At 64.2% G+C, this 17,618-nt stretch carries 16 protein-coding genes; 8 read left to right on the top strand and 8 right to left on the bottom strand.

All coding sequences use genetic code 11. The annotated features are described in order from the left end of the window. Positions 1-2: 2 nt before the first annotated feature. The 3 genes from leuS (at position 3) to holA (ending at position 4,321) form a co-directional block, all read left to right on the top strand. Positions 3-2,612 carry a leucine--tRNA ligase gene (leuS, locus tag JWR89_RS07185; RefSeq protein WP_299713631.1) on the top strand — a complete coding sequence of 870 codons (2,610 nt, stop codon included), beginning with the start codon at positions 3-5 and terminating at the stop codon, positions 2,610-2,612. Continuing rightward, on the top strand, positions 2,599-3,162 hold the full coding sequence (gene lptE / locus JWR89_RS07180) for an LPS assembly lipoprotein LptE (protein WP_299713629.1): 564 nt from the start codon (positions 2,599-2,601) through the stop codon (positions 3,160-3,162). Before leuS ends, lptE begins: the two co-directional genes overlap by 14 nt. 130 nt (positions 3,163-3,292) lie before the next feature. After that, the gene (holA, locus tag JWR89_RS07175) at positions 3,293-4,321 is read left to right on the top strand and encodes a DNA polymerase III subunit delta (protein WP_299713627.1); all 1,029 of its coding nucleotides are present in this window, start codon (positions 3,293-3,295) and stop codon (positions 4,319-4,321) included. A 127-nt stretch (positions 4,322-4,448) separates the two neighbouring features. Here holA and JWR89_RS07170 read toward each other — a convergent pair whose 3' ends face one another. The 3 genes from JWR89_RS07170 to rsmG form a co-directional block, all read right to left on the bottom strand. Then, positions 4,449-5,339 carry a ParB/RepB/Spo0J family partition protein gene (locus tag JWR89_RS07170; protein ID WP_299713625.1) on the bottom strand — a complete coding sequence of 297 codons (891 nt, stop codon included), beginning with the start codon at positions 5,337-5,339 and terminating at the stop codon, positions 4,449-4,451. 156 nt (positions 5,340-5,495) lie between these two features. Next, positions 5,496-6,350, bottom strand: a complete 855-nt coding sequence (locus JWR89_RS07165) for a ParA family protein (protein ID WP_299713623.1) — start codon at positions 6,348-6,350, stop codon at positions 5,496-5,498. After that, entirely contained in the window at positions 6,347-7,060 is a 714-nt protein-coding gene (gene rsmG, locus JWR89_RS07160; RefSeq protein ID WP_299713621.1) for a 16S rRNA (guanine(527)-N(7))-methyltransferase RsmG, read from the bottom strand. The genes JWR89_RS07165 and rsmG overlap by 4 nt, the downstream gene beginning before the upstream one ends. 176 nt (positions 7,061-7,236) lie before the next feature. On the opposite strand from rsmG, the gene JWR89_RS07155 reads away from it, so the two are divergent. After that, positions 7,237-7,404 carry a hypothetical protein gene (locus tag JWR89_RS07155; protein ID WP_299713619.1) on the top strand — a complete coding sequence of 56 codons (168 nt, stop codon included), beginning with the start codon at positions 7,237-7,239 and terminating at the stop codon, positions 7,402-7,404. A 129-nt stretch (positions 7,405-7,533) separates the two neighbouring features. Here the strand turns inward: JWR89_RS07155 and mnmG are convergent, their stop codons facing one another. The 4 genes from mnmG to hemJ all read right to left on the bottom strand — a co-directional run bounded on the left by mnmG (position 7,534) and on the right by hemJ (position 13,355). Next, positions 7,534-9,408, bottom strand: coding sequence for a tRNA uridine-5-carboxymethylaminomethyl(34) synthesis enzyme MnmG (gene mnmG / locus JWR89_RS07150; protein WP_299713617.1), 1,875 nt, complete (start codon positions 9,406-9,408; stop codon positions 7,534-7,536). Positions 9,409-9,674: 266 nt separating this feature from the next. Next, a complete protein-coding gene (gene mnmE / locus JWR89_RS07145) occupies positions 9,675-11,024 on the bottom strand; it encodes a tRNA uridine-5-carboxymethylaminomethyl(34) synthesis GTPase MnmE (protein WP_299713615.1) in 1,350 nt (449 codons plus the stop codon). Positions 11,025-11,240: 216 nt separating this feature from the next. After that, positions 11,241-12,506 carry a transcription termination factor Rho gene (gene rho, locus JWR89_RS07140; RefSeq protein WP_299713614.1) on the bottom strand — a complete coding sequence of 422 codons (1,266 nt, stop codon included), beginning with the start codon at positions 12,504-12,506 and terminating at the stop codon, positions 11,241-11,243. 426 nt (positions 12,507-12,932) lie between these two features. Further along, the gene (gene hemJ / locus JWR89_RS07135) at positions 12,933-13,355 is read right to left on the bottom strand and encodes a protoporphyrinogen oxidase HemJ (protein WP_299713612.1); all 423 of its coding nucleotides are present in this window, start codon (positions 13,353-13,355) and stop codon (positions 12,933-12,935) included. A gap of 475 nt (positions 13,356-13,830) precedes the next feature. Here hemJ and JWR89_RS07130 point away from each other — a divergent pair, with 475 nt between their 5' ends. The 4 genes from JWR89_RS07130 (at position 13,831) to dnaQ (ending at position 16,746) form a co-directional block, all read left to right on the top strand. Beyond that, entirely contained in the window at positions 13,831-14,670 is an 840-nt protein-coding gene (locus JWR89_RS07130) for a pyruvate, water dikinase regulatory protein (RefSeq protein WP_299713672.1), read from the top strand. Further along, positions 14,667-15,275 carry a Maf family protein gene (locus JWR89_RS07125; RefSeq protein WP_299713609.1) on the top strand — a complete coding sequence of 203 codons (609 nt, stop codon included), beginning with the start codon at positions 14,667-14,669 and terminating at the stop codon, positions 15,273-15,275. Before JWR89_RS07130 ends, JWR89_RS07125 begins: the two co-directional genes overlap by 4 nt. A gap of 149 nt (positions 15,276-15,424) precedes the next feature. After that, positions 15,425-16,024 (top strand): dephospho-CoA kinase, encoded by a 600-nt coding sequence (gene coaE / locus JWR89_RS07120; RefSeq protein ID WP_299713606.1) that lies wholly within the window; start codon positions 15,425-15,427, stop codon positions 16,022-16,024. A gap of 23 nt (positions 16,025-16,047) precedes the next feature. Then, positions 16,048-16,746 (top strand): DNA polymerase III subunit epsilon, encoded by a 699-nt coding sequence (gene dnaQ, locus JWR89_RS07115; protein ID WP_299713603.1) that lies wholly within the window; start codon positions 16,048-16,050, stop codon positions 16,744-16,746. 169 nt (positions 16,747-16,915) lie between these two features. On the opposite strand, the gene secB is transcribed toward dnaQ, so the two are convergent. After that, positions 16,916-17,395, bottom strand: coding sequence for a protein-export chaperone SecB (gene secB / locus JWR89_RS07110; protein ID WP_299713600.1), 480 nt, complete (start codon positions 17,393-17,395; stop codon positions 16,916-16,918). Between the last annotated feature and the right edge of the window lie 223 nt (positions 17,396-17,618).

Raw genomic sequence — 17,618 nt, 5'->3', positions numbered from 1 at the left:
CCATGATCAACGAACGTTACAACGCCCGCGAAACCGAGCCGCGCTGGCAGCGCCTGTGGGACGACAAGGCGATCTTCGCCACCAAAAACGACGACCCGCGCGAAAAATACTACGTGCTCGAGATGTTTCCCTATCCGTCGGGCCGCATCCACATGGGCCACGTGCGCAACTACACCATGGGCGATGTGGTGGCGCGATTCCAGCGCGCGCAGGGCAAGAACGTGCTGCACCCGATGGGCTGGGACGCCTTCGGCATGCCCGCGGAAAATGCCGCGATGGCCAACAAGGTCCATCCGAAGACCTGGACCTACCAGAACATCGCCTCGATGAAGGCGCAGTTGAAATCGATGGGCCTGTCGCTGGACTGGGCGCGTGAATTCGCGACCTGCGATCCCAGCTACTACAAGCACCAGCAGCGCATGTTCATCGATTTCCTCGGCGCGGGCCTGGTCGAGCGCAAGCAATCGAAGGTGAACTGGGACCCGGTCGATATGACCGTGCTGGCCAACGAGCAGGTGATCGACGGCCGCGGCTGGCGCTCCGGCGCCGAGGTCGAGCAGCGCGAGCTGACGCAGTGGTTCTTCAAGATCAGCAAATATTCCGACGAGCTGCTCTCCGCGCTGGATACGCTGGACCGCTGGCCCGACAAGGTGCGCACCATGCAGCGCAACTGGATCGGCAAGTCGGAAGGGTTGCGCTTCGACTTCGGTCTGGTCGGCGCGCCCGCGGGTTTTGACAAGCTGCCGGTGTTCACGACGCGGCCGGACACCATGTACGGCCCGACCTTTGCGGCGATCTCGCCGGATCATCCGCTGGCCAAGGCGCTGGCGGAGAAGAATGCGGATGCCGCAGCCTTCATCGAAGAGTGCCACCGCATGGGCACCTCGCAGGCCGAGATCGACACCGCCGAGAAGCTCGGTTTCGATACCGGCATCAAGGTCACGCACCCCGCCGATGCTTCGTGGACGCTGCCGCTGTACATCGCCAATTTCGTGCTGATGGATTACGGCACCGGCGCCATCATTGGCTGCCCCGCGCATGACCAGCGCGATCTGGATTTCGCCCGCAAGTATAATCTCGATGTGCTCGACGTGTTCGTGCCGGTCGGTAGCGACGAGCGCGTCGGCGACATCGCCTTCGTGCCGGCCAAGACTGACACCGTGCAGTACATCCGCTGGGTCGGCGAGCCCGGCGTGATGACTTGCGAAGAAGCGATGAAGCAATCGCTGGCGATTTTCGAAAAGGATGGTTGGGGCACGCGCGAGATCAATTTCCGCCTGCGTGACTGGGGCATTTCACGGCAGCGCTATTGGGGCTGCCCGATCCCGATCATCCACTGCGAAGTCTGCGGCGTGGTGCCGGTGCCGATCAAGAGCCTGCCGGTCGAACTGCCCGACGATATCGAATTCGATCGTCCCGGCAATCCGCTCGACCGCCACCCGACCTGGAAGCACGTGCCCTGCCCGCAGTGCAACGGAGCCGCGCGGCGCGAGACCGACACCATGGACACCTTCGTGGATTCGTCCTGGTACTTCACCCGCTTCACCGATCCGTGGAACGAGACCGCGCCGACCACGCCCGGTGTCGCCAACCGGATGATGCCGGTCGACCAGTATATCGGCGGCGTCGAGCATGCGATCCTGCATCTCTTGTACAGCCGCTTCTTCACGCGGGCGATGAAGGCCACCGGCCACGTCGATTTCGACGAGCCGTTCGCCGGCATGTTCACCCAGGGCATGGTGGTTCACGAGACTTACAAGAAGCAGGACGGCACCTTCGCCTCGCCGGCCGAGATCGACATTGTCGGTGACGGCGATGGTCGCCGCGCGACCATGCTCGACGACGGCACGGCGGTGGAAATCGGCGCCATCGAGAAGATGTCCAAGTCGAAGCGCAACACCGTCGATCCCGACGACATCATGGGCACCTACGGCGCCGACACCGCGCGCTGGTTCATGCTGTCGGATTCGCCGCCGGACCGCGACGTGATCTGGAGCGAGGAAGGCGTCAAGGGCGCCTCGCGCTTCGTGCAGCGGCTGTGGCGACAGGTCAACGAATCAGCCGCCCACGGCCAATCCGTCCCGGCGGGCCGACCGGCCGAATTTGGCGCCGACGCCACCGCCTTGCGCAAGGCCACCCATGGCGCCCTCGCCAAGGTATCGAGCGAAATCGAAAAACTGCACTTCAACGTCTGCCTCGCCCATATCCGCGAATTCTCCAACGCGCTGGGAGAAGCTTTGGCGCGTCCGGGCACGCCGGCGCCGGACCTGTGCTGGGCGCTGCACGAGGCGTCGGTCATTCTTGTGCAACTGTTTGCGCCGATGATGCCGCATCTGGCCGAGGAATGCTGGGGCGTGCTGGGTCAGCCGAGCCTGGTTTCGGAGGCGCGCTGGCCGCAAATCGAGCCCAATTTGCTGGTTGAAGACAGCATCACCCTGCCGGTGCAGGTCAACGGCAAGAAGCGCGGCGAAGTCACGGTTCCCCGCGACGCGCCGAATTCGGAAATTGAGGCTGCCGTTTTGGCGCTCGATACAGTAAAACAGGCGCTGGACGGCAAGCCCGTCCGCAAGTTGATTATCGTGCCGCAAAGGATCGTCAATGTCGTCGGCTAGGTTTGGGATCAAGTCCCGCATCGTCGCCCGGTTCGCCGTCGCAGCCACCCTGGCGGCGCTGACGGCCGGCTGCTTCCAGCCGATGTATGCCGAACGCAGCGACGGCGCGCCCGGCCTGCGCGAAAAGCTCGCTGGCGTCGAAGTGCCGCCGCTGGCCTATCCCAACGCCTCGCCGCAGGCGCGCGTCGGCGTCGCGATCCGCAACGCGCTGATGTTCAAGATGTATGGCGGCGCCACCGGCCTGCCGCCGAGCTACCGGCTGATGCTGCGCTTCAACCCGAGCCGGACCTCGCTGATCGTCGATCCCAACACCGCGCTGCCGACCTCGGAGAATTACGGCATCGACGCCACCTACGGCCTGATCGAGGTCGCCACCGGCAAGCAGGTCCTGGTCGGCAATACCTTCGCGCGCGTCACCTACGACATTCCCGGCCAGCTGCAGCGCTTCGCCCGTGCCCGCGCCTATCGCGACGCCGAGGACCGCGCCGCGGCCGAGATCGCCGACAACATCAACACCAGGCTGGCGTCGTTCTTCTTCGCCGGGACGTAAGCCGTAGGGTGGGCAAAGGCGCCCTTGCGCCGTGCCCACCGTTTTCGCGTAATGGTGGGCACGCCCCGTCGCGCTACGCGCGCGTGGCTTTGCCCACCCTACAATCTCATCCATCCTACGGTGACTGCTGATGGTCGCGCTGCGCGGAAAAGAGATCGATTCGTTTCTCGCCCGGCCCGATGCCGGGCGGCCGATCATCCTGCTGTACGGTCCCGACGCAGGCCTCGTGCGCGAGCGCGCCGACGCGCTGATCAAGTCCGCCGTCGATGATCCCAACGACCCCTTTTCGATGGTGCGCATGGACGGCGACGACCTCGCCGCCGAGCCGTCGCGCCTGGTCGAGGAAGCCACCACCATTCCGATGTTCGGCGGCCGCCGCGCGATCCGCGTCCGCGCCGGATCGAAGAGCTTTGCCAGCGGCATCGATACGCTGGCCGATTCGCCGCTGAAGGACTGCCGCATCGTCATCGAGGCCGGCGAGCTGCGCCCGGAATCGCCGCTGCGAAAAGCCTGCGAGCGCGCCAAGACCGCGGTGGCGATCGCCTGCTATCCGGACACCGAGCGCGACCTCGCCAAACTGATCGACGACGAACTGCGCGCCTCGAACCTGCGCATCGCGCAGGACGCGCGGGCGTCGCTGATGGCGCTGCTCGGCGGCGACCGCCAGGCCTCGCGCAACGAATTGCGCAAGCTGACCTTGTATGCCCACGGCTCCGGCGAGGTGACGCTGGACGACGTGATGGCGGTGGTGGCCGATGCGTCCGAGCTGAAGATCGATCCGATCGTCGATGGCGCCTTTGCCGGCAATCCGGCGCTGGTCGAGGTCGAGTTCAACAAGGCGATGATTGCCGGCACCTATCCCGGCGTGATCCTGATGGCGGCGCAGCGCCAGGCCGCACTGCTGCACAAGGCCAGCCTGGCGGTGGCCGAGGGCGCCTCGGCCTCGTCGGCGGCGGAAAGCGGATTTCCGCGGCTGCACTTTTCCCGCAAGAACACGGTGGAAGCCGCCTTGCGCAATTTTTCCTCGGCACGCCTCGCCAATGTCATCGAGCAGCTCGCGGTCGCGGCGCTGGATGTGCGCAAGCAGAACACCCTCGGCGCGGTCATCGCGCAACGCGCGCTGATGTCGATCGCGGTGAATGCGAGAAGAAGGGGATGACGCGCCTGTAGCCCGGATGGAGCGAAGCGAAATCCGGGGCCGGCGCGCATATCCGAAACGCCGTCCCCGGATGTCGCCGCCGCCTTCGCTCTGCGAGCGATGGCGGCGGCTCATCCGGGCTACTGAACTACAAATCCAGTTCCAGCTTCTTGATGATCTCGTCGAGCTGATCGAGGTCGCTGTACCTGATCTGCACCACGCCGCCGGGATCGCGGTGCTCGATCGCCACCTTGAGACCGAGCGCATCGCTGACGCGCTTTTCCAGCGCCACGGTGTCGGCATCCTTGGCGGCCTTCGCGGTGCCGGCGCGCGGCTTCTGCGGCTTGCGCTCGGGCACGCCCTCTTCATGGGCCAGCGCTTCGGTCTGGCGCACGTTCAGCCCCTCGGCGACGATGCGCTTCGCCGCGGCCGAGGCGTCCGGCAGGTTGATCAGCGCGCGGGCATGGCCGTTCGACAATTCGCCGGACGCGATCAGCGCCTGCACGTCGTCCGGCAGCTTGGTCAGCCGCATCATGTTGGCGACATGGCTGCGGCTCTTGCCGACGGTCTTGGCGATCTCTTCCTGGCTGCGTTTGAAGGCGGTGGCGAGTGCGTGATAGCCCTGCGCCTCTTCCATCGCATTGAGGTCTTCGCGCTGCACGTTTTCGATGATGGCGATTTCCATCGCGTCGGAGTCGCTGACGTCGATCGGCACAATCGGCACTTCATGCAGCCCGGCGATCTGCGACGCGCGCCAGCGCCGTTCGCCGGCGATGATCTCGAAGCGATCGTTGACGCCCTTCACCGGGCGCACCACGATCGGCTGGATCACGCCGTGCTGCTTGATGGAGTCGGCGAGCTCGCCGAGTTCGGCATCGGAAAACGTCCGCCGCGGGTTGCGCGGGTTGGCCTTGAGGAATTCGATCGGCACCTTGCGCTGGGTGCGTGACGGCCGCTCCACATGCGCCGCCTCGCCGCCGACATCGCCGATCAGGCTGGCGAGCCCCCGGCCCAATCGCGAACGTGCTTCATCGGCCATGGCCATCTCCCTGGGACTCACTGCGCGTTACTCCGCGTTGGACGCTTGAACTGGTAGTTGTCGCCGCTGTCGTAGGATGGGTTGAGCATCTTCGCGAAACCCATCGGCAGAGGGTGATGGGTTTCGCAAGGGCTCAACCCATCCTACGGCCGCAAACTAATGCGCGGTGCGTAGCTCGCGCTCGCGCTGGATCACTTCGGTGGCGAGCTTCAGATACGCCTCGCTGCCGGCACACTTCAGATCGTACACCAGCACCGGCTTGCCATACGACGGCGCCTCCGAGATCCGCACGTTGCGCGGGATCATGGTGTCGTAAACTTTCTTGCCCATGAACTGGCGGACGTCGGCGACAACCTGGTTCGACAGGTTGTTGCGCGAGTCGAACATGGTCAGCACGATGCCGTGGATCGACAGGTTCGGGTTCAGCGTCGAGCGCACCTGCTCCACCGTCTGCAGCAACTGCGACAGGCCTTCGAGCGCGAAGAACTCGCACTGCAGCGGCACCAGGATCGCATCGGCTGCGGCCATTGCATTGACGGTCAGCAGGTTGAGCGACGGCGGGCAGTCGATCAGCACGTAGGTGTAGTCGGCATCCACGGCGACGTTGGTGTTGAGTTCGCCGATCGCGTCACGCAGCCGGAACGCGCGATCCTTGGTCGAGCCCAACTCCAGCTCGAGACCGGACAAATCCATCGTGGACGCAGCGATGTGCAGCCGCGGCACGGCGGTGACGACCACCGCGTCGCGCAGCGGCGCCTCGCCGATCAGCACGTCATAGGTCGAGCAGTTGCGGTTGCGGCGGTCGATGCCGAGGCCGGTGGAGGCGTTGCCCTGCGGATCGAGATCGACGATCAGGACGCGCTCGCCGATCGCGGCCAGCGCGGTACCAAGATTGATCGCCGTGGTGGTCTTGCCGACGCCGCCCTTCTGGTTGGCGAGCGCCAGGATGCGCGGGTGCCCGGCCAGGGCATTTCCGTTAACTTCTTGATAATGTTCATCAATAACGGTCATGCTGAGGTGCCAAGGGTTGCAGGTGCTGCTGGGGCGGACGGGGTCTGCCGCTCGATCGCGTCGAGTTCGACAATCCAGCCTTGTCCGCCGGTAAGGCTGGCATGCAGGCGCGGGCTTAGTTTCCAATATTTAGTGGCTTCGGTCAATTCCGCATCTACATCTTGACCCTTTAGAAACAGGGCCTTTGTGCCCGGTCGCATCAAGGGTTCCGCATAACCGATGAGTTGGTGTAGCGGAGCCACCGCGCGGGCGGTGATGCAATCGACCGCGCGGGGAAAACTGTCCACGTTATCCCCAATGTCGGCGAGATGAATCGTGCCGGGGGCTTGCGTCACCCGCAACGCTTCGCGCAGGAACGCCGCCTTCTTCGCGTTGCGCTCCACCAGATGCACGTGACCACCCGCGACATCGCCCATGGCGCAGGCCAGCACCACGCCGGGAAATCCGCCGCCGCTGCCGAAGTCGAGCCACGTCTTCGCCGATGGCGCCAGCGCCAGTAGCTGCAGCGAATCGGAGATATGCCGGGTCCAGAGGTTTGGCAGCGAAGCTGGCGAAATCAGATTGGTCTTGGCCTGCCACTGCACGAACAGATCGACATAACGATCCAGCCGCGCCTCCGTTTCACGTGAAACGGGCGTCAGTTTCAGCGCGGCAGCCTTATCGGCGGCGAGGCTGGGCGCGGGAGCGGGTTTGTGGGAGCGTTGGGCCATCGGTCGGTCTGGTCACTCTGCGGGACAGTCGAAGCCATGTCTTACGCCCGGTCACTGCGGGTATCTATCTTTTTGCAGAGGCGGCGATGCGTATTCCGCGGTGCCGGCCGGATTTGATCGAGGTCAAGCGCCCCTCGGCCTGGTGGCGTTAGACTGGATGTCTGGAGTGGGACATCATGAGCCTCATTGCACGGTTGTTACTTTTTCTCGCGGCGCCGATCGCGGCCCTCTTCGTCGCCCGCGATGCGCTCAACTTTGGCGTCGTCCAGATGATCGTTGCCACGATCCTGTTTGCCGTCCTCGTGGCCGCAGCCGCGTTCTGGCCCTGGCGCCGGTCTCAATAGCCGACAGCCCTGTTTCACGTGAAACGATCTGCAGCCGTAGGGTGGGTTAGGCGCCCTTGCGCCGTAACCCACCATCTTTACGGCCAAAAATCGACGGACGAGGGATTACGCGCTTCGCGCTAACCCACCCTACGCCAGAGCCGCGGCCGGCCGCTTGCGCGACTCCCGGCGTAGATACGCCGCCAAAATCGCCAGCGCCGCCGGGGTCAGGCCATCGAGCCGACCCGCCTGCCCGACCGTGCGCGGCCGGGCCTTGCCGAGCTTGGCGCGGGCTTCGTTGGAAAGCCCCGGCACCGCATCGTAATCGATCTCGGTCAGCAGCAACCCCTCGTCGCGGCGGAAGGCGTCCACATCGGCAGTCTGGCGCTTCAGGTAGACGTCGTATTTGGCGTCGATTTCGAGATGCACGGCGATCGATGGGTCAATGACCGACAGTGCCGGCCAGATCGCGCTGACTTCGGCCCAGCCGATATCCGGATAGGCCAGCAGCTCGAACGCGGTGCGGCGCTGGCCATCGTGGTTCAGCGCGAGGCCGTGCTTGCCGGCCTCGTTCGGCGTGATCGACAGCGCCTGCGCCATGGCCTTGCCGGAGGCGAGAGCGGCCATCTTGGCGCCATGGCGCTTCGACCGGGCGGGGCCGACGCAGCCCAGCGCGATGCCGGTGTCGGTCAGCCGCTGATCCGCGTTGTCGGCGCGAAGAGTCAGGCGATACTCGGCGCGTGAGGTGAACATCCGGTACGGTTCGGTGATCCCCTTGGTGACGAGATCGTCGATCATGACGCCCAGATAGCCGTCGGCACGGTCGAACACGATGGTTTCAGCGCCGCTGGCGGCCAATGCCGCGTTCAGCCCGGCGACCAGCCCCTGCGCCGCAGCCTCTTCATAGCCGGTAGTACCGTTGATCTGTCCGGCTAGGAACAGGCCCGGCATCCGCTTCGCCTGCAGGGTCGGATCGAGTTCGCGGGGATCGACGTGGTCGTATTCGATCGCGTAGCCCGGCCGAACCATGCGGACCTTCTCCAGGCCCGGAATGGTCGCCAGGATCGCCAGCTGCACTTCTTCCGGCAGCGAGGTCGAAATCCCGTTGGGATAGACGGTGGTATCGTCGAGCCCTTCCGGCTCCAGAAAGATCTGGTGGCCGTCGCGATCGCCGAAACGGACGATCTTGTCCTCGATGGACGGGCAATAGCGCGGCCCGGAGCTCTTGATCTGGCCGGAATACATCGGCGAGCGGTGCACATTGGCACGAATGACGTCGTGGGTGGCCGGCGTGGTGCGGGTGATGCCGCATTCGATCTGCCGGACGGTAATGCGGTCGGTCATGACCGAAAACGGCTCCGGCGGGTTGTCGCCGGGCTGCATTTCGACGGCGCTCCAGTCGATGGTGGTGCCATCGAGCCGCGGCGGCGTGCCAGTCTTCAGCCGGCCGAGCGTGAAGCCTATGCGTTCAAAGGACTTCGACAGGCCCAGAGCGGGGGCCTCATCGACTCGGCCAGCGGGCCAGCTCTTTTCGCCGAGATGGATCAGTCCGCGCAGAAACGTGCCGGTGGTGATAACCACGGCGCCGGCGGCAAATTCGCGGCCATCGGCTAGCCGGATGCCGGTGACCCGGCCATTGGCCGTCAGCAGATTGTCGGCCTCGCCTTCGACCACGGTCAGGTTCTCGGTCGCGACGATGGCGGCCTGCATGGCGGCGGCATAGAGCTTGCGGTCGGCCTGGGTGCGCGGACCGCGCACAGCCGGGCCCTTCTTGCGGTTCAGCATGCGGAACTGGATGCCGGAGGCATCCGCCACCTGCCCCATCAGCCCGTCGAGCGCATCGACCTCGCGGACCAGATGGCCCTTGCCGAGTCCGCCAATGGCCGGGTTGCAGGACATCGCGCCGATGGTCGCGAACCGATGCGTGACCAGCGCGGTCCGGGCGCCCATCCGCGCAGCCGCCGACGCCGCCTCGCAGCCGGCGTGGCCTCCCCCGATAACAATGACGTCGTAGGCGGTTGTCATGGGCGCGACTTCTAGCGCGGGATGGGAAAAGCGGGAAGCGGGAAGTTTGGGGGTGTTTCACGTGAAACACGACCCTTAACCGAGCGAATGCTCGTTCCCCAGCGCGGTGCACTGCGCCGCCCTTCGCGGCGTGGTGCGCCGCAGAACCGGGGTCCCGATTAGGCAAGCAACCGGGATCCCGGATCTGCGGAGCGGCATAAATGCCGCACCGCGTCCGGGAATGGACCGCTCTATTCGGGGGAGACGTTTCACGTGAAACAAGCGCCTCATTTCCCGATACAAAAATCCCGAAAGATCACATCGAGGATATCCTCGACATCGACCCGCCCGAGCAATTGCCCGAGCCGGTGCGCCGCCACCCGAAGATCTTCGGCCATCAGTTCGGAATGCTCGGGCAAATCGACCGCCCGGCCCAGCGCGTCGGCGGTGTCGCGCAGCAATTCACGATGGCGGGCGCGCGTGATCAGCGAGGACTCGTCGTCGAAATGGGCGGCTGCGAATTGCGCCAGCGCCGTCATCAGTTCGGAAATGCCCCGGCCATTGGCCGCCGAGATCGAATGGCACGGCCAGCCGGTCGCGGCGCTGACGGCGCGGGGATCGACGACGTCATCGACCTTGTTGCGGATCACCCAGAATCCGTTCTGCCCTTCGCCCATCCATTGCCGCAGCCCCGCTTCGCCGTCGCCTTCGGCCTGGCTATCCACCAGCCACAGCCGCAGGTCGGCATCGGACGCACGGGCGCGGGCGCGGCGCACGCCCTCCTGCTCCACCGGATCGACGGCGTCGCGCAGCCCGGCGGTGTCGATCACCGTCACCGGATAGCCGTCGAGGTCGAGGTGCAGCTCGATGATGTCCCGCGTGGTGCCGGCATGCGGCGAGACGATCGCCACCTCGCGCCGCGCCAGCGCGTTGAGCAGCGTCGATTTGCCGACATTGGGCGGCCCGGTGATGGCGACGACGAGCCCGTCGCGCAGCCGTTCGCTGCGACCCTCGACCGCCAGCACTTGTTCGATATCGTCCAGCAGGACGCGGATACGCGCCAGCGCCGGAGCGATCAGCTCGGCCGGCACGTCGCCCTCGTCGGCAAAGTCGATGCCGGCCTCGATCAGCGCCGAGGCCTCGATGATCTCGCGGCGCCAGTCCCGCGCGCGGTCGCCGAGCAGCCCCTTGAGCTGGCGCAGCGCCTGGCGACGCTGCCGGTCGGTATCGGCGTGGATCAGGTCGTCGAGCCCCTCGGCTTCGGTAAGGTCGAGCTTGCCGTTCTCAAAGGCGCGCCGGGTGAACTCGCCGGGCTCGGCCGGGCGGACATGGTCGAATTCCAGCAGAGCGGCGGTCAGCGCCGCCAATACCGCCCGGCCACCGTGAATATGGAACTCGGCGACGTCCTCGCCAGTTGCGCTGGCCGGCGCGGGGAACCATAAAACAACAGCATCATCAATGGGTTGACCGGATTTATCGGCCAGGAGCGCGCGCGCCGCAAGGCGTGGTTGAACGGCTTTCCCCGCCAATGCCGCAAGCGCGCGGCCCGCCTCCGGCCCGGATACCCGGACGATGGCAATGGCGGTCGGTGGCTTGCCGGAAGACAGCGCGAAAATGGTCTGGTCGCGGGGATGCATTACTTCTCTTTCTTCCCTCTCCCCCTGTGGGAGAGGGTGGATCGAACCGCGCAGAGGTTCGAGACGGGTGAGGGGTGCCGAAAGCTCCGTCGCCCAGAGTCCCCTCATCCGACGCCGACATCGTCGGCGCCACCTTCTCCCACAAGGGGAGAAGGAAGAAAGAAAAAAGGGCGCCCCTGCTTCCAGGGACGCCCTCTCACAATCCGACGAAACAGATCAGGTGTTCATCGACTCGAAGAATTCCGAGTTGTTCTTGGTGTTGCGCAGCTTGTCGAGCAGGAAGTCGATGGCGTCCATGGTGCCCATCGGATTGAGGATGCGGCGCAGCACGTACATCTTCTTGAGCAGCTGCGGATCGGTAATAAGCTCTTCCTTGCGGGTGCCGGAGCGCGAGATGTCGATCGCCGGGAAGGTGCGCTTGTCGGACACCTTGCGGTCGAGGATCAGCTCGGAGTTGCCGGTGCCCTTGAATTCTTCGAAGATCACTTCGTCCATGCGCGAGCCGGTATCGACCAGCGCGGTGGCGATGATGGTCAGCGAGCCGCCCTCTTCGATGTTTCGCGCGGCGCCAAAGAAGCGCTTCGGGCGCTGCAGCGCGTTGGCATCGACGCCGCCGGTCAGCACCTTGCCGGACGACGGCACCACGGTGTTGTAGGCACGGCCAAGGCGCGTGATCGAATCCAGGAGGATGACGACGTCGCGGCCATGCTCGACCAGGCGCTTGGCCTTCTCGATCACCATCTCGGCGACCTGGACGTGGCGCACCGCGGGTTCGTCGAAGGTCGAGGATACCACCTCGCCCTTCACCGAACGCTGCATGTCGGTGACTTCTTCCGGCCGCTCGTCGATCAAGAGCACGATGAGATAGCATTCCGGGTGATTGGCAGTGATCGAGTGCGCGATGTTCTGCATCAGCACGGTCTTGCCGGTACGCGGCGGCGCCACGATCAGCGCGCGCTGGCCCTTGCCGATCGGCGCAACGATATCGATGACGCGGGCGGACAGGTCCTTGCGGGTCGGGTCTTCCAGCTCGAGGCGGAAGCGCTGGTCCGGAAACAGCGGGGTCAGGTTGTCGAAGTTGACCTTGTGCTTGGACTTTTCCGGGTCTTCGAAATTGAGGGTGTTGACCTTCAGCAGCGCGAAATAGCGTTCGCCCTCTTTCGGGCTGCGAATGTGGCCTTCGATGGTGTCGCCGGTGCGCAGGCCGAAGCGGCGGATCTGCGACGGCGAGACGTAGATGTCGTCCGGGCCGGGGAGATAATTCGCGTCCGGCGAGCGCAAAAATCCAAAGCCATCGGACAGGACTTCAACGACGCCCTCGCCGATGATGTCGGTTTCCTTGATGGCCAGCTGCTTGAGGCTGGCGAACATCAGCTCCTGCTTGCGCATGGTGCTGGCATTCTCGACCCCAAGCTCTTCCGCGAACGAGACGAGCTCGGCGGGCGTCTTGGCCTTGAGGTCCTGTAATTTCATTTCCCGCATTGGGAGGGTGTCCTGTGGAAGATCGGGGAGGGGTAGGGAGCGAGGATGGCCGGAAGAAATGCGGACGCCGGGAAGGTCAGGAAAGTCCGCAGGTCTTCAGAAAGGAAGTCTTGAGCAAGGAAGGTGCTGAAAGGCTTCAAACCTGACGTGGCGGCCGGCTAAACGGGTAGACCGGATCGAAACCACATCGCCTGCGTGGGGTGGGAGAATCCAATATATAAAATCGAAGGGGTTCACGCAAGCGGCTCAGCAGGGGCCTGGTGCGGTGGGACCGCACGTCACACTCCACGTCGTCCCCGCGAAGGCGGGGACCCATACGCGCCGAGTTCTCGGCTCTAGCGCGGGACGGAGTGGTGTTTCGGCTTCGACTACAGAGGTTATGGGTCCCCGCCTTCGCGGGGACGACGTGGAAGGCCAATGCCCCGCTCAGAACGGCTTCACGATCACCAGAATCACGATGAGAATCATCAGAACCGTCGGTACCTCGTTGATAATGCGATAGTATTTCTGACTCTTCGTGTTCCGGTCCAGGGCGAACTCGCGTACCCGGGCGCTCAGCATGCCGTGCACGGCGGACATCGCGATGACCAGCGCCAGTTTGCCATGGAACCAGCCGGCGGAGAACCAGTGCCCGGCCCAGGCGAGGTACAGGCCGACGATCCATGTCACGGCCATGGCCGGGTTGATGATCGCCTTCAGCAGCCGGCGTTCCATCACCTTAAAGGTTTCGGACTGCTTCGAGCCGATCTCGGCCTCGACGTGGTAGACGAACAACCTCGGCAGATACAGCATGCCGGCCATCCACGAGATGACGGCAATCACATGCAGTGCCTTGGCCCATTCGTACATTTTTAGGAAACTCTTAATCGATCGGTAACGGTTGCGGGGGCATCGTCGCCACTGGAACGTTTCGCCGGATGCCAGCGTTGCAGCGATGACGGATAAAGACCCGATCGACGCCTTATCCGCAAGCGGTCTCTTCCCTAAACAATCCTTATAGATTCTTAGGTTTGAGTCTAAGTAGCAGTGGATTGGGCCCGCGCAACGCCGTCCCGTCTTATCCCTGTCTTATGCACACCGTCCCGCGATTTTCATGGCTTCCCCTTGATTGTCATAACGTCATATGGCGGAGCCACTTGCGTGGCCTCGCGCGCGGTTTACGGAGCGACAAATCCACATAACCCCACTATCATCGCGGCGACCGCCGAAGCTTTTCCATTCACGAGGCCTGTGAAGAACAATCCGAGTTATCCCGGGCCCGCGGCGGCGGCGGCGGAAAACCCGGAAATGCTCCACAGCGATTCACAGGACATACATGGCCATGGTGCCCACCACCGGCAGCTATTTTCATCTTCACCTGGTTTCTGATTCGACCGGCGAGACCCTGATCACGGTGGCGCGCGCGGTGGCCGCGCAGTACGCCAACGTCACGCCGGTGGAACATGTCTATCCCCTGGTGCGCAGCCAGAAGCAGCTCGACCGCGTATTGAGCGAGATCGAGGAAGCGCCGGGCATCGTGCTCTTCACCCTGCTGGAAAAAGATCTGGTCGGTCGTCTCGAAGCCAAATGCCAGGAGATCAATTCGCCGAGCCTGTCGATCATCGGTCCGGTGATGCAATTGTTCCAGGCCTATCTCGGCGCCTCCACCAGCGGCCGCGTCGGCGCGCAGCACACCCTGAACGCGGAATATTTCAAGCGCATCGATGCGCTGAACTACTCGATGATGCACGACGACGGCCAGCACGTCGAAGGCCTCGAGGAGGCCGATGTGGTGCTGGTCGGCGTATCGCGGACGTCGAAGACGCCGACCTCGATCTATCTGGCGAATCGCGGCGTGCGCACCGCCAACGTGCCGCTGGTTCCCGGCATCCCGATTCCGCATCAGCTCGAGACATTGAAGAACCCGCTGGTCGTATCGTTGCACGCGACGCCGGAGCGCCTGATCCAGATCCGGCAGAATCGGTTGCTCAGTCTGGGCGCGGATTCCGGCAATGAGGATTACATCGACCGCCAGTCGGTGACCGAAGAAGTCACCTTCGCGCGAAAACTCAGTGCGAAGTATGGCTGGGCGCTGCTCGAAGTCACCAGGCGCTCGATCGAGGAAACCGCGGCGGCGATCATGAAACTGCTCGCCGACCGCCAGCGCCAGAGGCTCGCCGAATGAATATCTGGCGCGGCGAACGGCCGCTGATCCTGGCGTCGCAAAGCGCGGCGCGTAAAATGCTTCTGACAGGTGCCGGCATTCCGTTTGAGGCGATTCCGGCCGACATCGACGAACGCGAGATCCAGCAATCGTCGGGAATCGCGGCGGCCGGCGATATCGCCGCCATGCTGGCGGAACGCAAGGCCGCTTACGTTTCGCTGCGGCATCCTGGGCGCTACGTCGTCGGTGCCGACCAGACCCTGGCGCTGGGCACGCGGGTGTTCAACAAGCCGACCGGCCGCGCCGAAGCCGCAGATCAACTGCACGCCCTGGCCGGCCAGACGCACGCGCTGTATTCGGCGGCCGTCGTCGCCTGCGACGGCGCCACGCTGTTCGCCGACGTCTCAGTGGCGCACATGACGATGCGCGCGCTGGACGACGCCGCCATCGAGGCCTATCTCGACGCGGCAGGCGCGGCGGTGACGTCCAGCGTCGGCGCCTACCAGCTCGAAGGCCTCGGCGTGCATCTGTTCGAACTGATCGAGGGCGACCACTTCACCATCCTCGGCCTGCCGCTGCTGCCGCTGCTGAAATTCTTGCGCGGCGAAGAGATGATCGCGATCTAAGCACTTCTTGTCCCGGACGCAGTGCATCACGAAGTGGTGCACTGCTGAGCCGGGACCGTACCACACGCCGGTGTTCGTAATGGTCCCGGCTCTGCGAAGCGGCATAAGGATGCCGCATCGCGTCCGGGACAAGTAAAACAGGGATAGCAATGATCGTACTGGGGCTGACGGGCTCGATCGGAATGGGCAAATCGACGACCGCAAAGCTGTTCGCGGAGGCCGGTGTGCCGGTGTATGACGCCGACGCCACGGTGCATCTGGTCTATGCCGGCGAAGCCGCACCCTTGATCGAAGCCGCCTTCCCCGGCACCACCGCTGACGGCAAGGTCGATCGCGCCAAACTCTCGGCGCAGGTGGTCGGCAACGACGCGGCGATGAAGCGTCTTGAGCAGATCGTGCATCCGCTGCTGTCGGCCTATCACAGAAAATTCCTCGACGAGGCCGAGCGTTCCGGTGCACCGGTGGCGGTGGTCGACGTGCCGCTGCTGTATGAGACCGGCGGAGAGAAGCGCGTCGATGCCGTCGTTGTGGTGACCACCAATCCGGAATTGCAGCGCGAGCGCATCCTGGCACGCGACAACATGACGCCCGACAAGCTCGACGCCATTTTGGCCCGCCAGTTGCCGGACGCCGAAAAGCGCCAGCGCGCGGATTTCGTGGTGGATACATCGGAAGGACTGGACCCGGTGCGCACGCGGATCGGTGAAATCCTCAAGCAAGCTGCTACACTGCCGCGGCGGCGACCCTGATTCCCTGACCTCGGCTCACACCCATGCGCGAAATCGTTCTCGATACCGAAACCACCGGCCTCGATCCCTTGCGCGGCGATCGGCTGGTGGAAATCGGCTGCGTCGAGATTTTCAACCGCATGCCGACCGGCCAAGTCTATCACTGCCACATCAACCCGCAGCGCGACATGCCACTGGAAGCCTTCAACGTGCACGGGCTGTCGGCCGAATTTCTGTCGACCAAGCCGCTGTTCCACGAGGTGGTCGATGGCTTCCTGGAATTCATCGGCGACGCGCCGCTGGTGATCCACAACGCCTCGTTCGACATCGGCTTCATCAATGCGGAGCTCGACCGCATCAAGCGCCCGCCGATCCCGCGCGAGCGGCTGGTCGATACGTTGATGCTGGCGCGGCGCAAGCATCCGGGCGTGTCGAACCGGCTCGACGATCTCTGCTCGCGCTACCAGATCGACAATTCGCGCCGCACCAAGCACGGCGCGCTGCTGGATTCGGAATTGCTGGCCGAGATTTATATCGACCTGATCGGCGCCCGGCAGTCGAGCCTGATTCTCGCCGACGCCGCGCCGGCGCAACACACCGGGGGCATCAACGACGCGCCGCGCCGCCAGCGCCCGGTGCCGCTGCTGCCGCGAGTCACCGAAGCCGATATCGCCGACCACCGCGCGTTTGTGGCGACGTTGGGCGACAAGCCGATCTGGAATGAGTTTTTTGGAAGCGTGTGAGCGGTTTCGCGCGACGCGCAGGCCTCTCAACGTCATTGCGAGCCCAACGAAATTGGCGGAGCCAATTTCGTTGGGCGAAGCAATCCAGAGCCACAAGCGAAAAACTGGATTGCTTCGTCGCAAAAGCTCCTCGCAATGACGAGGGGATAGGCTTTCGTTTAATCCAGACTTAATTCGTCTTGCCCGCTTCGGCCTGGGCCTGGCGTTCCATGTTCTGGCGGTACAGGCCGACAAAATCCACCGGGTCGAGCATCAAAGGCGGGAAGCCGCCGTCGCGCACGGCGGTGGCGATGATCTCGCGGGCGAACGGGAACAGCAGCCGAGGGCATTCGATCATGATCAGCGGGTGCAGGTTTTCCTGCGGCACGTTGACGATGCGGAACACGCCGGCATAGGCCAATTCGAACGAGAACATCACGGTGCCGGAGGCGTCGGCCTTGCCCTCGACCGCCAGCGTCACTTCGAACTCGTTCTCGGAGATGTTGTTGGCGGTGACGTTGATCTGGATGTTGATGTTCGGCTGCTGCGGCTGCGGCGCCAGCGAGGCCGGGGCGTTCGGATTTTCGAACGACAGGTCCTTGGTATATTGCGCCAGCACGTTGAGCTGGGGCGGTGCCGCCTCGGGAGCGGTGCCGTTGCCGTTGGTCATCGAAATTCTCCTGAAGCGCTTTCGGGCGGGATAGGTCTGATTTCGCGCCATCGGGACGCGAAGTTGTGCGGCGAGTGGCTATCATAGGCCGATGGTATTGGACAAGGACGCCGGGCGCACCAAGACGGCGAAAGCTGCAGGGCGTGCCGCCAAACCTGCGTACCGGCGCGAAGATGGTTCGTTTGCACCCCAAAATGGCCAATTGGCCGAGTGCTCCGCCGAT

Source organism: Tardiphaga sp., assembly GCF_028290785.1.
Classification (GTDB): domain Bacteria; phylum Pseudomonadota; class Alphaproteobacteria; order Rhizobiales; family Xanthobacteraceae; genus Tardiphaga.
Note: the sequence above shows the minus strand (reverse complement) of the source record. Positions and strands in the feature narration are given on the sequence as shown.